The sequence below is a fragment of the Pseudomonas sp. XP1 genome, assembly GCF_053557675.1.
In genome coordinates this window covers 50,121-66,520 of record NZ_JBNRIJ010000010.1, presented here as the reverse complement: position 1 = coordinate 66,520, position 16,400 = coordinate 50,121, and the positions used below count along the sequence as shown (strand labels likewise).

The following is a 16,400-nucleotide window of genomic DNA, read 5'->3' as shown; positions in this document are numbered from 1 at the left end:
CATGCCGACCTATCGCTACCAGGCCGTCGACCTCGCCGGCAAGACCCACAAGGCCAGCTTGCAGGCCGACAGCGAACGTCATGCCCGCCAGTTGTTGCGTGAGCAGGGCCTGTTCGCACGCCGCTTGCAGCGTCACCAAGCTGGCACCCGACAACCCCGGCGCCAGCGCCTGAGCCGCGCTCAGCTGTGCGAACTGACTCGTCAGCTGGCCACCCTGACCGGTGCCGGCATCCCTCTGGTCGACGCCCTGGCTACCCTGGAACGGCAACTGCGCCAGCCCGCCCTGCACAGTGTGCTGGTGGCATTGCGCGGCTCGTTGGCCGAAGGCCTGGGCCTGGCCCGCAGCCTGGCGCGTCAGGGGGCACCGTTTACCGGCCTGTACTGCGCGCTGGTCGAGGCCGGCGAGCGGTCCGGCCGCCTGGCCCAGGTGCTGACCCGCCTCGCCGACCACCTGGAGCAGGTACAACGACAACAACACAAGGCACGTACTGCGCTGATCTACCCCACCGTGTTGATGGGGGTGTCGCTTGCCGTGGTAGTAGGCCTGATGACCTTCGTCGTACCCAAGCTCACCGAACAATTCGCCCATGCCGGGCAGAGCCTGCCGTTCATTACATCGCTGCTGATCGGCCTGAGCCAAGGGCTGGTGCAGGCCGGGCCCTGGCTTTTGGGGCTGGCCCTGTTGCTCGGCGCGCTCGGCGGCTGGTTGCTGCGCAAGCCGCACTGGTGCCTGCGCCGCGACCAGCTGCTGCTACGCCTGCCACATATCGGCAGCCTGCTGCAGGTGCTGGAAAGCGCGCGCCTGGCCCGCAGCCTGGCAATCCTCAGCGGCAGCGGCGTGGCCCTGCTCGAAGCCCTGCAAGTGGCCACCGAAACCGTCGGCAACCGGCGTATCCGCCTGGCCATGGAGCAGGTGCGCCAGCAGGTGCAGGGCGGCACCAGCCTGCATCGCGCGCTGGATGCCAGCCAGCAGTTTCCGCCGCTGCTGGTGAACATGGTTGGCAGCGGCGAGGCCAGCGGCACGTTGGCCGACATGCTCGAGCGCGTGGCCGACGACCAGGAGCGCGGCTTCGCCCGCCAGGTCGATACCGCCATGGCGCTGTTCGAACCCCTGATGATCCTGGTGATGGGCGCCGTGGTGCTGTTCATCGTGCTGGCGGTGCTGTTGCCGATCATGCAACTCAACCAGGGCCTGCAACTGTGACGACAAGGAGTACTGCCATGCAGCATCGACGTAACCGCCAGCGCGGTTTCACCCTCATGGAAATCATGGTGGTGATCTTCATCATCGGCCTGCTGATCGCGGTGGTCGCGCCCAGCGTGCTGGGCAACCAGGACAAGGCCATGAAGCAGAAGGTCATGGCCGACCTGGCCACCCTGGAGCAGGCGCTGGACATGTACCGCCTGGACAACCTGCGCTTCCCCAGTAGCGAGCAGGGCCTGGCCGCGCTGGTGAAAAAGCCGGCCCAGGAACCGCTGCCAAGGGCCTGGCGCAGCGACGGCTACGTGCGCCGCCTGCCGGAAGACCCGTGGGGCACCCCGTACCAGTACCGCATGCCAGGCGAACATGGCCGGGTCGACGTGTACTCGCTGGGCGCTGACGGCCTGCCGGGCGGCGAAGGCCAGGATGCCGACCTGGGTAACTGGGAGCTGTAACGGGTGCGCCGTCAGCAGGGCTTCAGCCTGATCGAGCTGCTGGTGGTGCTGGCCATCGCCGGGCTGATGACCGGATTGGCGGTGGCCGGGTTCGGCAACAGCCAGGCCAGTGTCGACCAGGCGCTGCAACGGCTGGCAAGCGAGACCCGGACGCAGGCCGCGCTGGCCCGGCATGCCGGGCAGCTGCGCGGGCTGCGCTGGAATGGCCAGCGCCCGGAGTTCGTCCGGCGCGAAGGTAATGGCTGGGTGGTCGAGGCAGCCGCCCTTGGCGACTGGCCCAAGGGCCTGCGCCCGGACTGGCCGGCCGGCCCGCAGCCGCGCCTGTTGTTCACCCCGCACGGCTGGGCGCAACCGGGCAACGTGCACTGGCGCTGGGCCGATGGCAGCCAGCAATGGGCCTGGAGCCGGGATGGCCGCTTGCAGGTGGTGGTCGCCCCATGAAGCGGCATCAGCGTGGCTTTACCCTGCTGGAGGTGACCGTAGCCCTGGCGATCGCCGCGGTGCTGGCGGTGATCACCAGCCAGGTTTTGCGCCAACGTCTGGCGGTACAGGACAACCTCCAGCAACACCGCCTTGGCCTGCTATGCGCGCGAGAACTGCAAACCCGCTTTGCCGTCGAGCAGTACTGGCCGGCGGAAAACCAGGTTGGCGGTGAGCTGAGCCAGGGCGGCCAGCGCTGCCACTGGCAACTGCAACTACGCCGCACCGGCGTACGCGACCTGCGCCGCGGCGACCTGCTGTTGTTCGCCGACCGCGACCAGCGCCTGCCGCTAGGCCAGTACACCGTGTTTCTGGAGCGGCCATGAGGTACAGAAACCGTGAAGCTTGTGCTGCCCCTGTGGGAGCGGGCATGCCCGCGAAGCCGGCGACTCGGTGTATGGCACCGGCTTCGCCGGTGTTCGCGGGTGAACCCGCTCCCACAGAGGCCCGGTTCCACCCCGCGCAGGTGCCTGCCCCTGGATCAGCCGTGAGTGACAGAGATCGTGAAGCTTGTGCTGCCCCTGTGGGAGCGGGTTTACCCGCGAAGCAGGCGACTCTGTGTATGGCACCGGCTTCGCCGGTGTTCGCGGGCGCGCCCGCTCCCACAGGGAGGGCGCATACCCGTCAGCCTTGGACCCAGCCCAGCAAGCACCGTCAGGCCGGCCTTACCCTGATCGAGCTGATGGTCGCCCTGGCACTTACTGCTGTGCTCGGCATCATGCTCGCCGCCCTGGTCAACGGCTGGCTCAAGGTTCGCGAGCGCCTGCAGGTCACCACGCAGGAAACCTCGGTGCTGGACTTCTGTCTGGCCCTGGAGCGTCGCTTCGATAGCCCGGTAATGCGCCGGGTCTACGACCAGCGCCTGCCCATGGCCAGCCGCTGGCTGGACTGGCAACCGGCAAGCAACCAGTTGCTCTGGGTCGCCATTACCGGCATGCCGGAAGCCGAAGGCGGTTCGCGCCTGCAGCGCCAGCGCCTGCGCTTCGAGGCGCGTGAGCAGCGCCTGCTGCTGGAAAGCTCGGCCGACCTCTATGCCGCAGCCGCCCCCCGCTGGGTTCAGCGCGAGCGGCTCGACCGGGTCAGCGCCATGAATGTTCTTTATTACCAGGGCGGCCGCTGGCAGGCCTGGCCTTCCGACCAACCTGCGCACCCCGGCCGTGGCGTGCGTCTTGAACTGCAGCGTGATGGAGCACCCTATGTCTGCACCTTCGCCCTCCCGTGGGGGCGCTCATGAAGTTTGAATGGGGACAGCGCAACCCTGCCCGGACGTGGCTGTTGCTGCGACCGGGCGCTGTCTGGCACTGGGCGATGGTCGAGGGCGGCCTCGTGCAACGCCATGGGCAGGGCGAGCCCCCGGCAAATCTGCAGGCCAGTGTGGCGTTGATCCTGCCCGCCGAGGCCTGCAGCTATTTCCGCGTGCCGGCACCGCCCGGGCTCAAGCGTGAAGAATGGCCGCTATTGCTCGAAGACCGTTTGCTGCAGGCCGTCGACGAAGTGACATGTGCCTGCCTGGCTCGTGAGCCCGGCCACCTTCGGTTGCTGGTGGTAGCCCGTCAGCAACTGGACGACTGGCGCGGGCAGTGCGCCGAATGGGGCTTGCAGGTGGCACGGTGCTGGGCCGAACTACAGCTGCTGCCGCCCCCCGAGGTGGGACATGCCTGGCAATGGCAGCGCACACCCGACATGTATTTGTACAAAGGGCTGGCCGAAAACAGGCAGGAGCACTGGCTGGCCTGGCCGGATGCATTGGGCGAGGTGCCACAGCAACCGTGGGCGGAGCTGCAAAAGGTTTCGCTGAGCGGCGACTGGCCCAGTACGCTGGCACCGCTCGATACACTGCCCGGCCTGTTCGAGCGTACCCGCAAGGTGCGCTCGCTGCCGGTGGTGTCCCGGCCGCAGCAACGGCTGCTCGCTGCCTGCCTGGTACTGGCTGCCGTCTGGGGCGGGCTGTGGTTGAGCAAGCAATGGGCCCTGGCGCAACTCTGGCGCAGCCAGGTCATCGCAGTGACCGGTGAGCAGGCCAGCCCCCGGCACGCTGCGCAGGCCCTCAAGCGCCTGCGCGAAAGTGAACTGCAGCAGCAACTGCACACGCGCCAGCTCGAAGGCCTGCAGACGGCGTTGCAGGCCTGGCTGCGTGATCATCCCGGCTGGCGTCTGCAAGCGGTGCGCTTCGATGGCCAGCGCTGGCACCTGCGGCTGGAGGGCGAGGGTAGTACACCGCCATGGAGCGACATGGCGACAGCTGCCGGGGCCTCGGTCAAGGTGCAGGACGGTCAAGTGGTGTTCGACCTGGGAGCAGCTTCATGAACCGGGACTGGATACAGCGTCATCGTTTGAAGTTCGCCTGGGCATTGATTGCGCTTTTGCTGGCGTTCCTGGCCGTGCGTGCAGGCTTTGCGCAATGGCGCGAGCTCAGCCAGTGGCGCGGGCTGGCCGAACAGGCCGCAGGCCTGCAAGGCGGCCCGGGGTTGAACCTGGAGCGGCTGCGCCAGTCGGCCCAGGCGCGGCAGATCGAACTGGCGGAGGTCGATGCGCAGGGCGAGGCCTGGCAACTGCGTGGGCAGGTGGCCGACGAGCGAGTGCTGCAAGGCTGGTTGCAAAGCCTGCGTGCAGAAGGTGCTCAGCCACTGCAATGGGGGCTGGAACAGCATGAAAAGGGTTTGCACTTCGACCTGGTGGTGCGGCCATGAGCCGAATAAGTGGCGCGTGGGTGATGTCGGTTTTCGCCGTGACATTGCTGGTGGAGCTGCCGGCCAGTTGGGTGGTGCGCGGGATAGGCCTGCCAGCGCGTGAGGTCAGCGGCAGCCTGTGGCAGGGCCAGGCGCAGCAGCTGGGGCCGGTCGGGCCATTGCGTTGGGCGGTGCAGCCTTGGCGCTTGCAGGCGAACGCGCAGCTGGGCTTCCAGGGCCAGGCCTGGCAGTTGCGCGCCGAAGGCTGGCCATGGCGCTGGCGGCTGGAGGCAACGGCCATGGGGGCCCAGGCGACGGTCGCGACGGACTACCGCTTGGCCGGCCAGTGGCAGGGCACGTTGCGGATGCAGGGGGCAGGGCGGCAATGCCGTGCCAGCGAAGGCCGCATGACGGTAACCGACCTTGCCTTGAGCGAGCCCTGGTCACTGGGCTTGGGGCAGGGCTGGCTGGAAATGGACTGCCGCAGCGGCTGGCACCTGCGCGGGCAGTTGGTGCAGCAGGGGCAGCATGAATTGGCCGTGGATGCCGACCTGCCAGCGCGCCGGGCGCAGGTGATGGTCAAGTTGCAGCCGGAGGCGGCGCTGACGCCTTTGCTGCGTGGTGTGCAGTGGCTTGGGCCGCAGGCGCTGGCAGGGCAGCGGGACTTGCGCTGGTAAATAGATTTTGTCGCCGGCAAGCTGGCTCCTTCAACCAATCAACTGTCTGGCCCAAATGCTGAAAGGGCACGAAGCCCGTGCCCTCCAGCGTGGCGCCTGCTTCAGTTTTTCTTGCCCTGCACACTCGAAGCCCACTGCTCACTGCGATTGTGCCCACTGGTCCTCAACAACCCCAGGTCCAGTGCATTTTCCCCATCCGCCGCACCCTTGCCCTTGGCCAGCTCGGCCACTGCCGTGCCCAGGTCCACCGGTGAGTTCGACGCATCGATCGACACATCCCGACGATAGTCGTTACCGCTAAGTGTTTCCCGGGTAACCGAGTTGGCGTCGATCATCACATCGCCCTTGGCCGACTGCAGGCGTGCACCCACCAGGTGGGCATTGCCGCCGACCTGCAGGTCGATACCGTCGCTACCTTTGAGCGTGGCCTGCTGGCCTACGCTGTCGCGCTGTGCGTGCGACACGTCGAGGCGGAAGGTGGGCGAAAGCCCCGGGTCTGCCTTGCTCAGCACGGAGCCAGCTTTCTTCTCAACCTTGCTCCCCAGCGGCCCTGCCACCGAAGTGGCCGCGTTGACGTAGCCCCGCGGGTTTTTCTCCTGGCTCAGCCGGGCATCGCCTTTCACGCTCAAGGTATTGACGTTGTCCTTGCGGCTGGCGATGCGCAGGTCGCCGTCGATCACTCCCTTGATACGCCCCGTTTCCAGGGTGACGCCTTCGAGGCGGGTATCGCCACGGCTTTGCAGGTCGATGCGCTCGGCGCGCAGGTCGCTGGCATTCCAGGTGAGGTTGTCGCGCTTGTCGAGATCCACCTTGAGGCGGCCATGCAGACCGCGGGTGTCCAGCGCGCCCTCGGCCATGTCGAAGCCGGCCCCGGCGGTGATGTCGAGGTTGTCACGCCGCTCCTGGCTGGACGATGCTTCCACCAGCATGCCGCCATTCGATGCGTCGAGGGCTATCTGTTCGGCCGAGGCCTGCAGGCCCTCAAGGTGCAGGGCGATATCCTCGCGGGCGCTGCTGCCCAGCTTCAGTGTGCCGTTGCTGGCGAACGCGGCATTCACCGCCTGGCGTGCCTCTTCGTCCTGCTTGCCATGGCTGAAGTGGCCGCCGATGGCGCCGCCCGTGATGTTGCCAGCCTTGACCGCCAGCTCCGCGCCGCCGCCCATCTTGGCGCCGGTAGCGTTCTGGGTATCGCTGGCCGCCTTGACCTGCAGCCGACCGCCACTTTGCAGTTGAATGTCGCCGGTCTTGGCCTCGCGGCTGCCAATGCGGGTGCCTTCGAGCACAAGGTCGCCGCCACTGCTCAGCATTACCTGGCCCTTGGCGTCGATCTGCGCCACCTGAGCCTTGCGCTGTGTACTCTGGCTCTGCCCGTGGTCGAGGTAGCCTCGGCCTTCGACGCCGGTGCTGCCCGGGCGGTTGCCGACCTTGGCCCAGGCATTGCCGTCGAGCTGGCGGGACTGCTGTTCGGCCTGATCATTTGCCTGTGGCAATTCCAGCGAACCGGCGCTGCTCATGACCACGCTGCCTTCACCGCCATCAATGCGCGTCCCTTCATAACGACCAGAGCTGCCCAGTTGCACCTGGATGCCCTGTTGCCCATAGAGGCTGCCGGGGACGGCGCTGCTGGCGGTGTCCTTCTTGTCCAGCGAGCCGCCTTTGCCGGCGGCGCGCACATTCAGGTCTTCGCCGGTGCTGGTGTCCAGGCGCACATCGCCGCCGTAGGCCAGGCGTTGCACGGTATTTTCCTGGGTGTTCTCGGCTGCCTGCATCTGGTGTTGCCGGGCCTCGATCTGCAGCTTGCCAGCGTTGGCGCGCCAGGCGGTGCCCTGGTCGGTGATGTTCTCGGCCTTGACTTCGACCTTGGCCCCGGACAACTCGCTCACCTGGGCAAAGCCGCGGCGCTGGTTTTCCAGGCGCTTGAGGTGTTCCACGGTCATGTCGGCGCCAACGCTGGGTGGCGCCATGGCGTCTTCGGGGGAGGCTTGCTGGAAGCGCGCGGCTTCTTCGCCCAGTACCAGGCGTTCGATGGGGCGAGTAAGGTCGCGGTACTCGACACTGGCGCCGAGGCTGCCCGACCAGTCGCCACGGCTTTGTTCAGTTTCGTCGGTATCCTGTACCGCGCGGTTGTCGATGCGTTTGGCAGTTACTTGCAGTGCGTTGCCAGCCTTGACGTGTGCGGCCTCGGTGACCAGTTCATCGCCAGTAATCTTCAGGTCGCCGCTGGCCTGCAATGTGCTGCGTTGCACCTTGCTGTCGCGTTCGGCCTGCACCTGGCGGTTGTGATGGCCTTCGAACAAGCTGCCCAGTCGGTCGATGCCGCCGGTCACTGTCAAACCGCCGCCACTGTGGGTGGTGCTGGTGGTGGTGTCATGGTCATTGCGGGTTGCACCCAGGGTCACCTTTCGAGCCTGCATATCGAGGTCGCCTGCGGCGGCCTTCACCGTGGCGCCGTTGACTTGCAGGTGAGCCTTGCTGCCAAGGCTCACCGAAGCGCCCTCGAGCTCACTGACAACCTGGCTGGTGGCACGCTGCCTGCTGCTGGTGGTGGCGACATCATAGGCAATGCCGGCCGAGTACTGCCGGGACTCTGGCTTGCCATCCTCGGCTTCCTGGGTCTGCTTGGCGCTGGTGCTGAAACCACGTTGCTGGTTGCGGGTTTCGCGCTCGTCAACCGCTTGCGCGCTGGTAATCAGCAGGTCCCCCTTGGCCTCTACCTGCAGGTGCCCGCCCGCTGCAACCTTGGCGCCCTGGATGCGCATTTCCTCGGCGCTGGCCAGGCGCAGATTGGTGGCCGAGCCGACGTCGCTGGTCAGTACCTGCTGTGTACGGTCGGTGCTCTCGTGGTCGCTGCCAATCAGGCCGAACAGCTTGCTGTCGCTGGTACGGTCGGTGGAGGTGGTGCGGCCATGGTCGGCTTCGATGGCCAGTGCACCTTTCGTGCTGTAGAGCAGCGCGTCCTTCTTGCCGTGCACGGTACTGCCCTTGATGGCCACCTGGTCAGCTGTCACGGCCAGCTTGCCGTCCGTCGTGACACTGCTACCGGCAACGGCCTGGCCTTCGCTGTCGTTACCCTTGCGGTCGCCAAAGAAGGTGCCGGATACCAGGTCGCCACGATAGTCGCGCCGGGTACCGCGCTCCTGCAGGGCGGTGGTACCAATGTTTGCCTCCTTGGCTTCGATCGCCATGTCGCCGCGGCTTTGCAGGCTGCTGCCCTTCACATCGACGGAATTCCTGGCCTTCAGCGTCATGCGCTGGGCCTGTAGCGCACTGCCTTGTGCGGTTTCCTTGAATTGGTCTGTATCGCTGTCACCGCGCCACAAGTCCTTGCGGTGGCGAACCTGCTCTTCGGTGTGCTGGCTGTCGATGCCGGCAGCGATGGCCAGGTTGGCGCCGCTGTCGAGGGTCAGCTCATTGCCAGCATCCACCTTGGCCGCCACCAGGCGCATGTCGTCAGCGGATTGCAGCAGCACGCCGTCCTTGCCTTGCAAGCTGCTGCCCTGTTGCTGCTGATGGGTGGTGGTTGTTTCGCGGTTGTAGGTTTCGCGGGTGACGAACAGGAACTTCTTGTTCCAGCTGTCGCTGTCGCGTTCGATGTTTTCGCGAGTCGTGGCATCCAGCGTGAGCTTCTTGCCGGCCTTGGCCTCGATTCGCCGAGCCTGCCCATCAACGGTTTCAAGTGTCAGGCCATCGGCAGCGGTGAGCCGCAGATCGCCCTGTTCGCTGTGCAGTTCGACGGGGTTGTCGGCCTTGCCGCTTACCTGCAGCGCGCCGGCCGACTGGATGTCGACCCCGTCGATACCCAGCAATTGCGATGCCCCCACACGCACCCCGGCACCTTCTGCGGTGCTCACCACGCGAATGCGCCCGGCACGCATGGCGCCGAACAGGCTGGCATCGATGCTGGACGGAGTGCCCGGCAGGTGTTCGAGAAATTCGCCGCTGGTGCTGTCGATGCGGTTGCGACCGACGGTGATATCGATTGAGTTGCGCGCCATCAGCAGCCCTTTGCTGTCTACGCGTGGGGCAATAAGTTCGAGGGCGCCGTTGGGGTTGCGCTGGCCGCCCTCGAGCACTTGCAGAGTACCGCTGGCGTTGATCGTGTCGAGGTACTTCAGTCGCTGGCCCTCGAACTCGGGGGTGCCCACCACGAAACCGGCGCGTGTGGTGTTGATGAAACTGCCGCCGTTGAGGGTGATGCCATTGGGGTTGGCCAGGATGTAGTCGGCCGGGCGGCCGAAGATTTCCTGCGGCCCTTCGATCAGCGAGGCGTTGCGGCTGACCACCTCGTTGAGAATGGTCGAGGCCGCCTGGCCCTGGAATTGCGGGTTGGCCGCCAGGGCACCGGCCAATTCCGACTGCCCGGCCTGGGTGGCATTGTTCAGAACCACCCCGGAGCGATCCACGTTGTAGTCGAGGAACTGGTTATGCGACAGTCCGTTGGCGTTTGGCGCGACAATATTGATGACCGGGACGCCATGCCCATCGTTGATGACCGGTGTGCCGCCGGGGCCGCTGGTTGCTGTAAGGCCGCCCTGGGCCAGAGCGGTGCCGGGCCCGAGCAGGGCGAGGAAGATGGCCCAGCGCAAGGTGTCCGGGCGGGTAGACGGTGACTGCGAGAGTGTTTGCATGTTCTCGTTCTCTTTGTTGTGGGTGAATCAGATGTTCAGGGCCAGTTCCACCACCCAGAAGCCAGGCTCCAGCAGCGGGCGGGGCAGGTCGCTGGCGTACAGCGCGCGTTGGTAGCCCAGGCGCAGGTGGCTGCCGGGCAGGCTCAGTTCGGCGCCGGCGGTGGTCCCGGCAAGGCGTTGTGAAGGCTTGCCTTCGGCGTTGCGGGTCCAGCCAAGGTCCAGGCCGATGTAGGGGCGTACTTGCAGGGGAGCGGTCCAGCCTTCCGGTAGCGGCTGACTGACGGTGTTGCGCCAGACGGCGCTGCTGGCACCGGAGTAGGTACGCAGGCGAAACCCGCGCACGGCCGAATCGTCGCTGACCAGCAACTGCTCGACAGCGGGTAACGGGTCACTGCTGTATTGCAGAGCCAGTTCGCTCTGCCAGCGCCATGGGTGGCTGGCCGGGCCCTGGCGCAGGTGCAGCAGGTTGGCGCGGTACTTGCGAAAATCCGGGCGCAGGCGTTCTGCTCCCAACGGCGAGCGGTCGGCACCAAAGGCGTCGATTCCCTGGGCGACACCGAGGTAGCCATTCCACAGGCCTGTTTCCAGCCACAGCAGGTTGATACCCGCTTCCACGGAGACCAGGGTGGGGCTCTGCTGGACGATCACCGCGCCGGCGCTGCGGTTGACCATTTGCTTGCGGTCCAGCCGGGCGCTGGCGCTGAGCATGCCTTGCTGGTTGCGCCACAGCACCCGCTCGACGCTCAGGCCCTGGTAGCTGCTGCTGCCGTCTGCTACCTGGCGGCTGTGGGGGAGCGGCGCCTCGTAGCGCAGCTCGCTGGCGCTGAGCGCGAAGGCCCAGGCGCCGTAGGGGATGCTGTAGTACAGCGAGACGCCTTGGCTTTGCCCAGGCGCGTCGAGCACCGTGCCGTTCAGCGACAGGCGCAGGTCATCATTGAGGCCCAGCGGGCTGTCCAGACCGAAGCCGAGGTTCAGGCGGTGACGCCCGGTCAGGTCGCTGCCGCGGTTGTCGAAGCGGCTGTCCAGATGCCCGCGCGAGGCCACCTTGCGCGGCTGCACGACAACTCGGGTGCCGCCCTGCAGTTCGCCGGGCAGCAAGGCTGCGGACAGGTCATAAGCGCGCAGGCGGTTGAGCTGGTCGAGGCCTTGTTCCAGGTCTGGCAGGTACAGTGGCTGCCCGAGCAGGCCGGGAAAGGCGCCTGAGAGGGACAGGGGCAAATCGGGGCCCGCCAGTTCGATGGACTCGACGAACCCCTCGACGATGACCAGGTCCAGCGGTGCGCCGTCTTGTGGTGGTTGCTGCAGGTAAGGCCGGCTGGTCGGGTAACCGGCCTGCACATAGCGCTGGGTGATGGCTTTAAGCAGCCCGTTGATTTCCGCGATGTCCATGCACGGGGTGACGAACCGGCGAAGGGTTGGCGTCAGCGCCGAGTCGGAAAGCTTGCGGTTGCCGGCCACGCGTATGCCGCTGATGGCCCAGCAGCGCTGGTCGTGCGGGAGGGGGGCGGTAGTGTCGGGGTTTTTGGCCGGGGCGGGCTGACGCTGCCAGCGTTCCAGCCGCTGTTGCTGTTCCAGCTGTTGCAGACCGCGCTGCTGATCGCGCAGTTGCTGGCTGGCGGGGTCGTCGGCCAGCACCTGGGGCGCGGCCAGCAAACCGGACAGGCAGCAGGTGAGCGCCCAGCAGGTGGCGCGGTGAATGTGGAACGGCATTGAAGCACCCCGCAAATGATGTACGGATCTCGTACTCGTCTGCGTGGATGCTAAAAATTAAGGGGTTCGCCTGGATGCAGTACCCAGCCTAAGCGCTTGTAAGGCGCGTTCTTGCCTGATGGTGGGAAGCTTCCTACAGCATCAGTTGAAAGGCCCGCTATCAGGGCCGAATTTCGATCAACGTGCCATCCCGCACCAGGTCCCACACTTCCTGCATGTCGCGGTTGCGCATGGCAATACACCCATCCGTCCAGTCCAGGGTGTGGAAGTACCACTCCGGATACTCGTCGTTGATCGGCGTACCATGGATCATGATCATGCTGCCGGCACTCACCCCTTCACGGGAGGCACGGGCGGCATCGGTGATGTTCGGGTAATTGATGTGCATGGCCAGGTTGAAGCGGTCGCTCTGCTTGCGCCAGTCCAGCCAGTACAGGCCCTCGGGGGTTTTCTTGTCGCCTTCGCGCTCCTTGGCGCCCTTGGGCTGCTTGCCCAGCGAGATGCGGTAGGTTTTCAGCGGCTCGCCACGGCTGATCAGCTGCAGGCGGCGCTCGGACTTGATCACCAGTACCTTGTCGATCAGCGGTTGCATGGCCTGCTGCGAAGGCGAAGGTGTTTGCGCTGCCGGCTGGGGCTTGCGGATGATGGTCTCGGTGAAGGCCGCCTGGGACACCGAGGTAACGCAAAGGCAGAAAAGGGCAAACAACCAGCGCATGTAACGGTATCCCTGAAGGCTTCTAGGTAATGGGCGAGACGTTCATCGGCGGCAGGTATTCATGGCCTATGGGGTAGTGCTGCCCGATGCGGTCGCGATAGTAGCATTCTAGTGTGCGAGTGACGGTGCGGAAAGCCAGCTCGCCCCACGGTATCTCATGTTCCTCGAACAGCCGCACTTCCAGGCTTTCGACTCCGACAGCGAAATCAAGGTCCGCCAGCTCGGCGCGGAAGAACACGTGCACCTGGTTGATGTGCGGCAGGTCGAACAGCTGGTACAGGCTCATGCTGCCGACCCGGGCGCAGGCCTCCTCGACGGTTTCGCGACGGGCGGCCTGGTCCAGGGTTTCGCCGTTCTCCATGAAACCGGCAGGCAGGGTCCAGAAACCGCTACGTGGCTCGATGGCGCGCCGGCACAGCAGCACCTGGCTGCCCCAGGTGGGCAACACGCCGGCGACGATGTTGGGGTTCTGGTAGTGGATGGTCTGGCAAAACTCGCAGACATACCGCAGGCGGCTGTCGCCCTCGGGGATCCGCTGAGTGACCGGTTGGCCGCACGCGCTGCAGAATTTCATGTGTCGTTCCTTTTGCTCTGGGCTATCTTGGCGCGCCGGCCGTGCTGCCGCAAGCGCACGGGGCTTGGGTGCTTCGCGCCTTTGGTGCATCATGCAAGGCAGGCCTTGGATACGAGCGTGCGCAATGCTGGACGAGCTACTTCGCCGAATGAGCAACCACCAACCCGCATCACTGGAAACCGACCGGCGGTTCCCTGAAGCGGCGGTCCTCTTGCCCATTACCCGCAGCGAAGCGCCCGAACTGGTCCTGACCCTGCGCGCCAAGGGCCTGTCCACGCACGGCGGCGAAGTGGCTTTTCCCGGCGGCCGCCGCGACCCGGAAGATCCGGACCTGGTGTTCACCGCGCTGCGTGAAGCGGAGGAAGAAATCGGCCTGCCACCAGGCCTCGTGGAAGTGATCGGCCCGCTCAGCCCGCTGATTTCGCTGCACGGCCTGAAAGTGACGCCATTCGTCGGGCTCATCCCCGATTTTGTCGAATACCGTGCCAATGATGCAGAGATCGCGGCAGTATTCACCGTGCCGCTGGAATTCTTTCGCCAGGACCCGCGCGACCATACCCACCGTATCGATTATCAGGGGCGCAGCTGGTATGTGCCCAGCTATCGCTATGGCGAATACAAGATCTGGGGGTTGTCGGCGATCATGATCGTCGAACTGGTCAACCTGCTGTTCGATGCCGGCATCAGCCTGCACCAGCCCCCTGAGCGTTACATCGAAAACTGAGGGGGGCCAACCCCGTCGTCTGCGTTGCAGCCTGAGGAGCAAGCATGAAATACCGCCTGGGCGACCTGCGGGTCGAGAGCCACCCCACCAGTTGGGCCGCACCCAACGCCACGCTGATCGGCAAGGTGCGCCTGCAGGCCGATGCCAGCGTGTGGTTTGGCGCGGTGCTGCGCGGGGACAACGAGCTGATCGACATTGGCGAGGGCAGCAACGTGCAGGATGGCACGGTGATGCACACCGACATGGGCTCGCCGCTGACCTTGGGCAAAGGCGTGACCGTTGGCCACAACGCCATGCTGCATGGTTGCACGGTGGGCGACTACAGCCTGGTAGGCATCAATGCGGTGATCCTCAATGGCGCGCGCATCGGCAAGCATTGCATCATCGGCGCCAATGCGCTGATTGCAGAAGGCAAGGAGATCCCCGACGGTTCGCTGGTGATGGGCTCGCCGGGCAAGGTGGTGCGCGAGCTGACCGAACAGCAGAAGCGCATGCTCGAAGCCAGTGCCGCGCATTACGTGCACAATGCCCAGCGTTATGCACGGGAGTTGGTGGTAGACGATGAGTGATGTGGTGGAGCGGCCGGTGGCCTCGCCGTGCGTGAGTATCTGTGCGCTGGACGAGCAGGATATCTGCACCGGTTGCCAGCGAACCGTGGTGGAAATCAGCCGTTGGGGGCGAATGGACAACGACGAGCGCCGGGCGGTGCTGAAGCTGTGCCATGAAAGGGCAGTAGCTGCCGGCCTGATTATTGGATGCTAGACACCTTGTCGGCTTCATCGCCGCTCCTACAGGAAGTACCGTTGCCTGCCGATGAAGCCAGCGGTAATCTGTGCGGCTTGCCCACAGACTACCCGCCATGTTCTATCTGATTGCCTACATCAGCAGCGTAGTGCTGATCAACTACGCCTTCTCCAGCGCGCCACACCTGGACATCATCTGGTCTGCCTGGGGCGGCCTGGTTTTCATCCTGCGCGACATGGTGCAGACCCGCTTCGGCCATGGCGCCCTGGTCGCCATGCTGGCGGCGCTGGTGCTGTCCTATGTCACTTCGGAGCCGGCCATCGCCCTGGCCAGCGCCACCGCGTTCTTCATTTCCGAACTGATCGACTGGCTGGTGTTCAGCATCACCCGCCGGCCGTTGCGCGACCGCCTCTGGCTGAGTTCGGCGCTGAGCATCCCGGTGGACACCTTCATCTTCTTTGGCATGATCGGCGCCCTGACCCCAGCCGTGATCGGCACCGCCATGGCCTCGAAATTCGCTGGTGTCACGGCTGTGTGGCTGGCCATGGCATTTCGCGCCCGGCGAGCCGCCGTGGCGGGTTGATGGTGTAGAATAGCGGTCCTTTTTCAGCGGGCGGCGCCAAGCCTGGTGCGGCCCCGGACGCCTTCGAGGACCTGAAATGACCCGTATCGGAACCCCCTTGTCGCCCACTGCGACCCGTGTACTGCTCTGCGGCTGTGGCGAGCTGGGCAAGGAAGTGGTGATCGAGCTGCAGCGCCTGGGCGTCGAAGTGATCGCCGTCGACCGCTACGCCAATGCCCCGGCAATGCAGGTGGCGCACCGCAGCCACGTGGTCAACATGCTCGATGGCGTGGCCCTGCGCGCGGTGATCGAGGCCGAGAAGCCGCACTACATCGTCCCTGAAATCGAAGCCATCGCCACCGCCACCTTGGTCGAGCTGGAAAACGAAGGTTTCAACGTGGTGCCGACCGCCCGCGCCACCCAGCTCACCATGAACCGCGAAGGCATCCGCCGCCTGGCCGCCGAAGAGCTGGACCTGCCTACCTCGCCGTACCACTTCGCCGACACCTATGAAGACTACGCCAAGGCCGTGGCCGATGTCGGCTACCCGTGCGTGGTCAAGCCGGTGATGAGCTCGTCGGGCAAGGGCCAGAGCCTGCTGCGCAGCGATGCCGACCTGCAGAAGTCGTGGGACTACGCCCAGGAAGGTGGCCGCGCCGGCAAAGGCCGGGTCATCGTCGAGGGCTTCATCGACTTCGAATACGAAATTACCCTGCTGACCGTGCGCCACGTCGGCGGCACCACCTTCCTCGAGCCTGTCGGCCACCGCCAGGAGAAGGGCGACTACCAGGAATCGTGGCAGCCGCAGGCCATGAGCCCCAAGGCCCTGGCCGAGTCGCAGCGGGTGGCCAAGGCGGTCACCGATGCCCTGGGCGGTCGTGGCCTGTTTGGCGTGGAACTGTTCGTGAAGGGCGACCAGGTGTGGTTCAGCGAAGTCTCGCCACGCCCGCATGACACTGGCCTGGTGACCCTGATTTCCCAGGACCTGTCGCAGTTTGCCCTGCATGCCCGCGCCATTCTTGGCCTGCCGATTCCGGTAGTGCGCCAGTTCGGCCCTTCGGCTTCGGCGGTGATCCTGCCCGAGGGGCAGTCGCAGCAGACCAGCTTTGCCAACCTGGGTGCGGCGCTGAGTGAGCCGGATACTGCCATTCGCCTGTTCGGCAAGCCGGAAATCAACGGTACCCGCCGCATGGGCGTGTGCCTGGCGCGTGATGAGTCGGTCGAAGCGGCGCGTGCCAAGGCGACCCGTGCTTCGCAGGCG

17 protein-coding genes are annotated in these 16,400 nt (G+C 65.7%); 13 read left to right on the top strand and 4 right to left on the bottom strand.

Annotated features, from left to right (window positions below):
- The first annotated feature begins 1 nt into the window (after window position 1).
- From gspF to ACK1U9_RS11650, 8 genes are all read left to right on the top strand, one after another.
- Entirely contained in the window at window positions 2-1,204 is a 1,203-nt protein-coding gene (gene gspF, locus ACK1U9_RS11685; RefSeq protein ID WP_046617216.1) for a type II secretion system inner membrane protein GspF, read from the top strand.
- Between the two features lie 17 nt (window positions 1,205-1,221).
- Window positions 1,222-1,656 (top strand): type II secretion system major pseudopilin GspG, encoded by a 435-nt coding sequence (gene gspG / locus ACK1U9_RS11680; protein WP_013971171.1) that lies wholly within the window; start codon window positions 1,222-1,224, stop codon window positions 1,654-1,656.
- A gap of 3 nt (window positions 1,657-1,659) precedes the next feature.
- Window positions 1,660-2,097 carry a type II secretion system minor pseudopilin GspH gene (gene gspH / locus ACK1U9_RS11675; protein ID WP_085600544.1) on the top strand — a complete coding sequence of 146 codons (438 nt, stop codon included), beginning with the start codon at window positions 1,660-1,662 and terminating at the stop codon, window positions 2,095-2,097.
- Window positions 2,094-2,462 (top strand): type II secretion system protein GspI, encoded by a 369-nt coding sequence (locus tag ACK1U9_RS11670; protein ID WP_046617218.1) that lies wholly within the window; start codon window positions 2,094-2,096, stop codon window positions 2,460-2,462. The genes gspH and ACK1U9_RS11670 overlap by 4 nt, the downstream gene beginning before the upstream one ends.
- A gap of 236 nt (window positions 2,463-2,698) precedes the next feature.
- Complete coding sequence (locus ACK1U9_RS11665) at window positions 2,699-3,370, top strand: prepilin-type N-terminal cleavage/methylation domain-containing protein (RefSeq protein WP_108480179.1); 672 nt, start codon at window positions 2,699-2,701, stop codon at window positions 3,368-3,370.
- On the top strand, window positions 3,367-4,443 hold the full coding sequence (gene gspL / locus ACK1U9_RS11660) for a type II secretion system protein GspL (RefSeq protein ID WP_108480195.1): 1,077 nt from the start codon (window positions 3,367-3,369) through the stop codon (window positions 4,441-4,443). Before ACK1U9_RS11665 ends, gspL begins: the two co-directional genes overlap by 4 nt.
- Complete coding sequence (gene gspM, locus ACK1U9_RS11655; protein WP_046616075.1) at window positions 4,440-4,826, top strand: type II secretion system protein GspM; 387 nt, start codon at window positions 4,440-4,442, stop codon at window positions 4,824-4,826. The genes gspL and gspM overlap by 4 nt, the downstream gene beginning before the upstream one ends.
- A complete protein-coding gene (locus ACK1U9_RS11650) occupies window positions 4,823-5,482 on the top strand; it encodes a general secretion pathway protein GspN (RefSeq protein WP_085600540.1) in 660 nt (219 codons plus the stop codon). The genes gspM and ACK1U9_RS11650 overlap by 4 nt, the downstream gene beginning before the upstream one ends.
- 101 nt (window positions 5,483-5,583) lie before the next feature.
- Here the strand turns inward: ACK1U9_RS11650 and ACK1U9_RS11645 are convergent, their stop codons facing one another.
- The 4 genes from ACK1U9_RS11645 to ACK1U9_RS11630 all read right to left on the bottom strand — a co-directional run bounded on the left by ACK1U9_RS11645 (window position 5,584) and on the right by ACK1U9_RS11630 (window position 13,109).
- On the bottom strand, window positions 5,584-10,110 hold the full coding sequence (locus ACK1U9_RS11645) for a hemagglutinin repeat-containing protein (protein ID WP_449109914.1): 4,527 nt from the start codon (window positions 10,108-10,110) through the stop codon (window positions 5,584-5,586).
- 27 nt (window positions 10,111-10,137) lie between these two features.
- Window positions 10,138-11,820 (bottom strand): ShlB/FhaC/HecB family hemolysin secretion/activation protein, encoded by a 1,683-nt coding sequence (locus ACK1U9_RS11640; RefSeq protein WP_153671601.1) that lies wholly within the window; start codon window positions 11,818-11,820, stop codon window positions 10,138-10,140.
- 160 nt (window positions 11,821-11,980) lie between these two features.
- Window positions 11,981-12,535: a L,D-transpeptidase family protein gene (locus ACK1U9_RS11635; RefSeq protein WP_085600534.1), complete on the bottom strand. Its 555-nt coding sequence runs from the start codon at window positions 12,533-12,535 to the stop codon at window positions 11,981-11,983.
- Between the two features lie 22 nt (window positions 12,536-12,557).
- Window positions 12,558-13,109, bottom strand: coding sequence for an NUDIX hydrolase (locus ACK1U9_RS11630; protein WP_085600532.1), 552 nt, complete (start codon window positions 13,107-13,109; stop codon window positions 12,558-12,560).
- Window positions 13,110-13,233: 124 nt separating this feature from the next.
- Here ACK1U9_RS11630 and ACK1U9_RS11625 point away from each other — a divergent pair, with 124 nt between their 5' ends.
- From ACK1U9_RS11625 to purT, 5 genes are all read left to right on the top strand, one after another.
- Window positions 13,234-13,833 (top strand): CoA pyrophosphatase, encoded by a 600-nt coding sequence (locus tag ACK1U9_RS11625; protein ID WP_003252125.1) that lies wholly within the window; start codon window positions 13,234-13,236, stop codon window positions 13,831-13,833.
- A 44-nt stretch (window positions 13,834-13,877) separates the two neighbouring features.
- The gene (locus ACK1U9_RS11620) at window positions 13,878-14,402 is read left to right on the top strand and encodes a gamma carbonic anhydrase family protein (RefSeq protein WP_015269134.1); all 525 of its coding nucleotides are present in this window, start codon (window positions 13,878-13,880) and stop codon (window positions 14,400-14,402) included.
- Window positions 14,395-14,595, top strand: coding sequence for a DUF1289 domain-containing protein (locus ACK1U9_RS11615; protein ID WP_046616080.1), 201 nt, complete (start codon window positions 14,395-14,397; stop codon window positions 14,593-14,595). Before ACK1U9_RS11620 ends, ACK1U9_RS11615 begins: the two co-directional genes overlap by 8 nt.
- A gap of 97 nt (window positions 14,596-14,692) precedes the next feature.
- Window positions 14,693-15,160, top strand: coding sequence for a VUT family protein (locus tag ACK1U9_RS11610; protein WP_003252131.1), 468 nt, complete (start codon window positions 14,693-14,695; stop codon window positions 15,158-15,160).
- Between the two features lie 76 nt (window positions 15,161-15,236).
- On the top strand, window positions 15,237-16,400 hold a 1,164-nt coding region (gene purT / locus ACK1U9_RS11605; protein WP_449109913.1), incomplete at its 3' end, for a formate-dependent phosphoribosylglycinamide formyltransferase.

Bases quoted from the DNA above. Each gene is read 5' to 3' on its own strand.
- gspF (WP_046617216.1), top strand. From the start codon at position 2: ATGCCGACCTATCGCTACCAGGCCGTCGACCTCGCCGGCAAGACCCAC.
- gspG (WP_013971171.1), top strand. From the start codon at position 1,222: ATGCAGCATCGACGTAACCGCCAGCGCGGTTTCACCCTCATGGAAATC.
- ACK1U9_RS11670 (WP_046617218.1), top strand. From the start codon at position 2,094: ATGAAGCGGCATCAGCGTGGCTTTACCCTGCTGGAGGTGACCGTAGCC.
- ACK1U9_RS11665 (WP_108480179.1), top strand. From the start codon at position 2,699: ATGGCACCGGCTTCGCCGGTGTTCGCGGGCGCGCCCGCTCCCACAGGG.
- gspL (WP_108480195.1), top strand. From the start codon at position 3,367: ATGAAGTTTGAATGGGGACAGCGCAACCCTGCCCGGACGTGGCTGTTG.
- gspM (WP_046616075.1), top strand. From the start codon at position 4,440: ATGAACCGGGACTGGATACAGCGTCATCGTTTGAAGTTCGCCTGGGCA.
- ACK1U9_RS11650 (WP_085600540.1), top strand. From the start codon at position 4,823: ATGAGCCGAATAAGTGGCGCGTGGGTGATGTCGGTTTTCGCCGTGACA.
- ACK1U9_RS11645 (WP_449109914.1), bottom strand. From the start codon at position 10,110: ATGCAAACACTCTCGCAGTCACCGTCTACCCGCCCGGACACCTTGCGC.
- ACK1U9_RS11640 (WP_153671601.1), bottom strand. From the start codon at position 11,820: ATGCCGTTCCACATTCACCGCGCCACCTGCTGGGCGCTCACCTGCTGC.
- ACK1U9_RS11635 (WP_085600534.1), bottom strand. From the start codon at position 12,535: ATGCGCTGGTTGTTTGCCCTTTTCTGCCTTTGCGTTACCTCGGTGTCC.
- ACK1U9_RS11630 (WP_085600532.1), bottom strand. From the start codon at position 13,109: ATGAAATTCTGCAGCGCGTGCGGCCAACCGGTCACTCAGCGGATCCCC.
- ACK1U9_RS11625 (WP_003252125.1), top strand. From the start codon at position 13,234: ATGCTGGACGAGCTACTTCGCCGAATGAGCAACCACCAACCCGCATCA.
- ACK1U9_RS11620 (WP_015269134.1), top strand. From the start codon at position 13,878: ATGAAATACCGCCTGGGCGACCTGCGGGTCGAGAGCCACCCCACCAGT.
- ACK1U9_RS11615 (WP_046616080.1), top strand. From the start codon at position 14,395: ATGAGTGATGTGGTGGAGCGGCCGGTGGCCTCGCCGTGCGTGAGTATC.
- ACK1U9_RS11610 (WP_003252131.1), top strand. From the start codon at position 14,693: ATGTTCTATCTGATTGCCTACATCAGCAGCGTAGTGCTGATCAACTAC.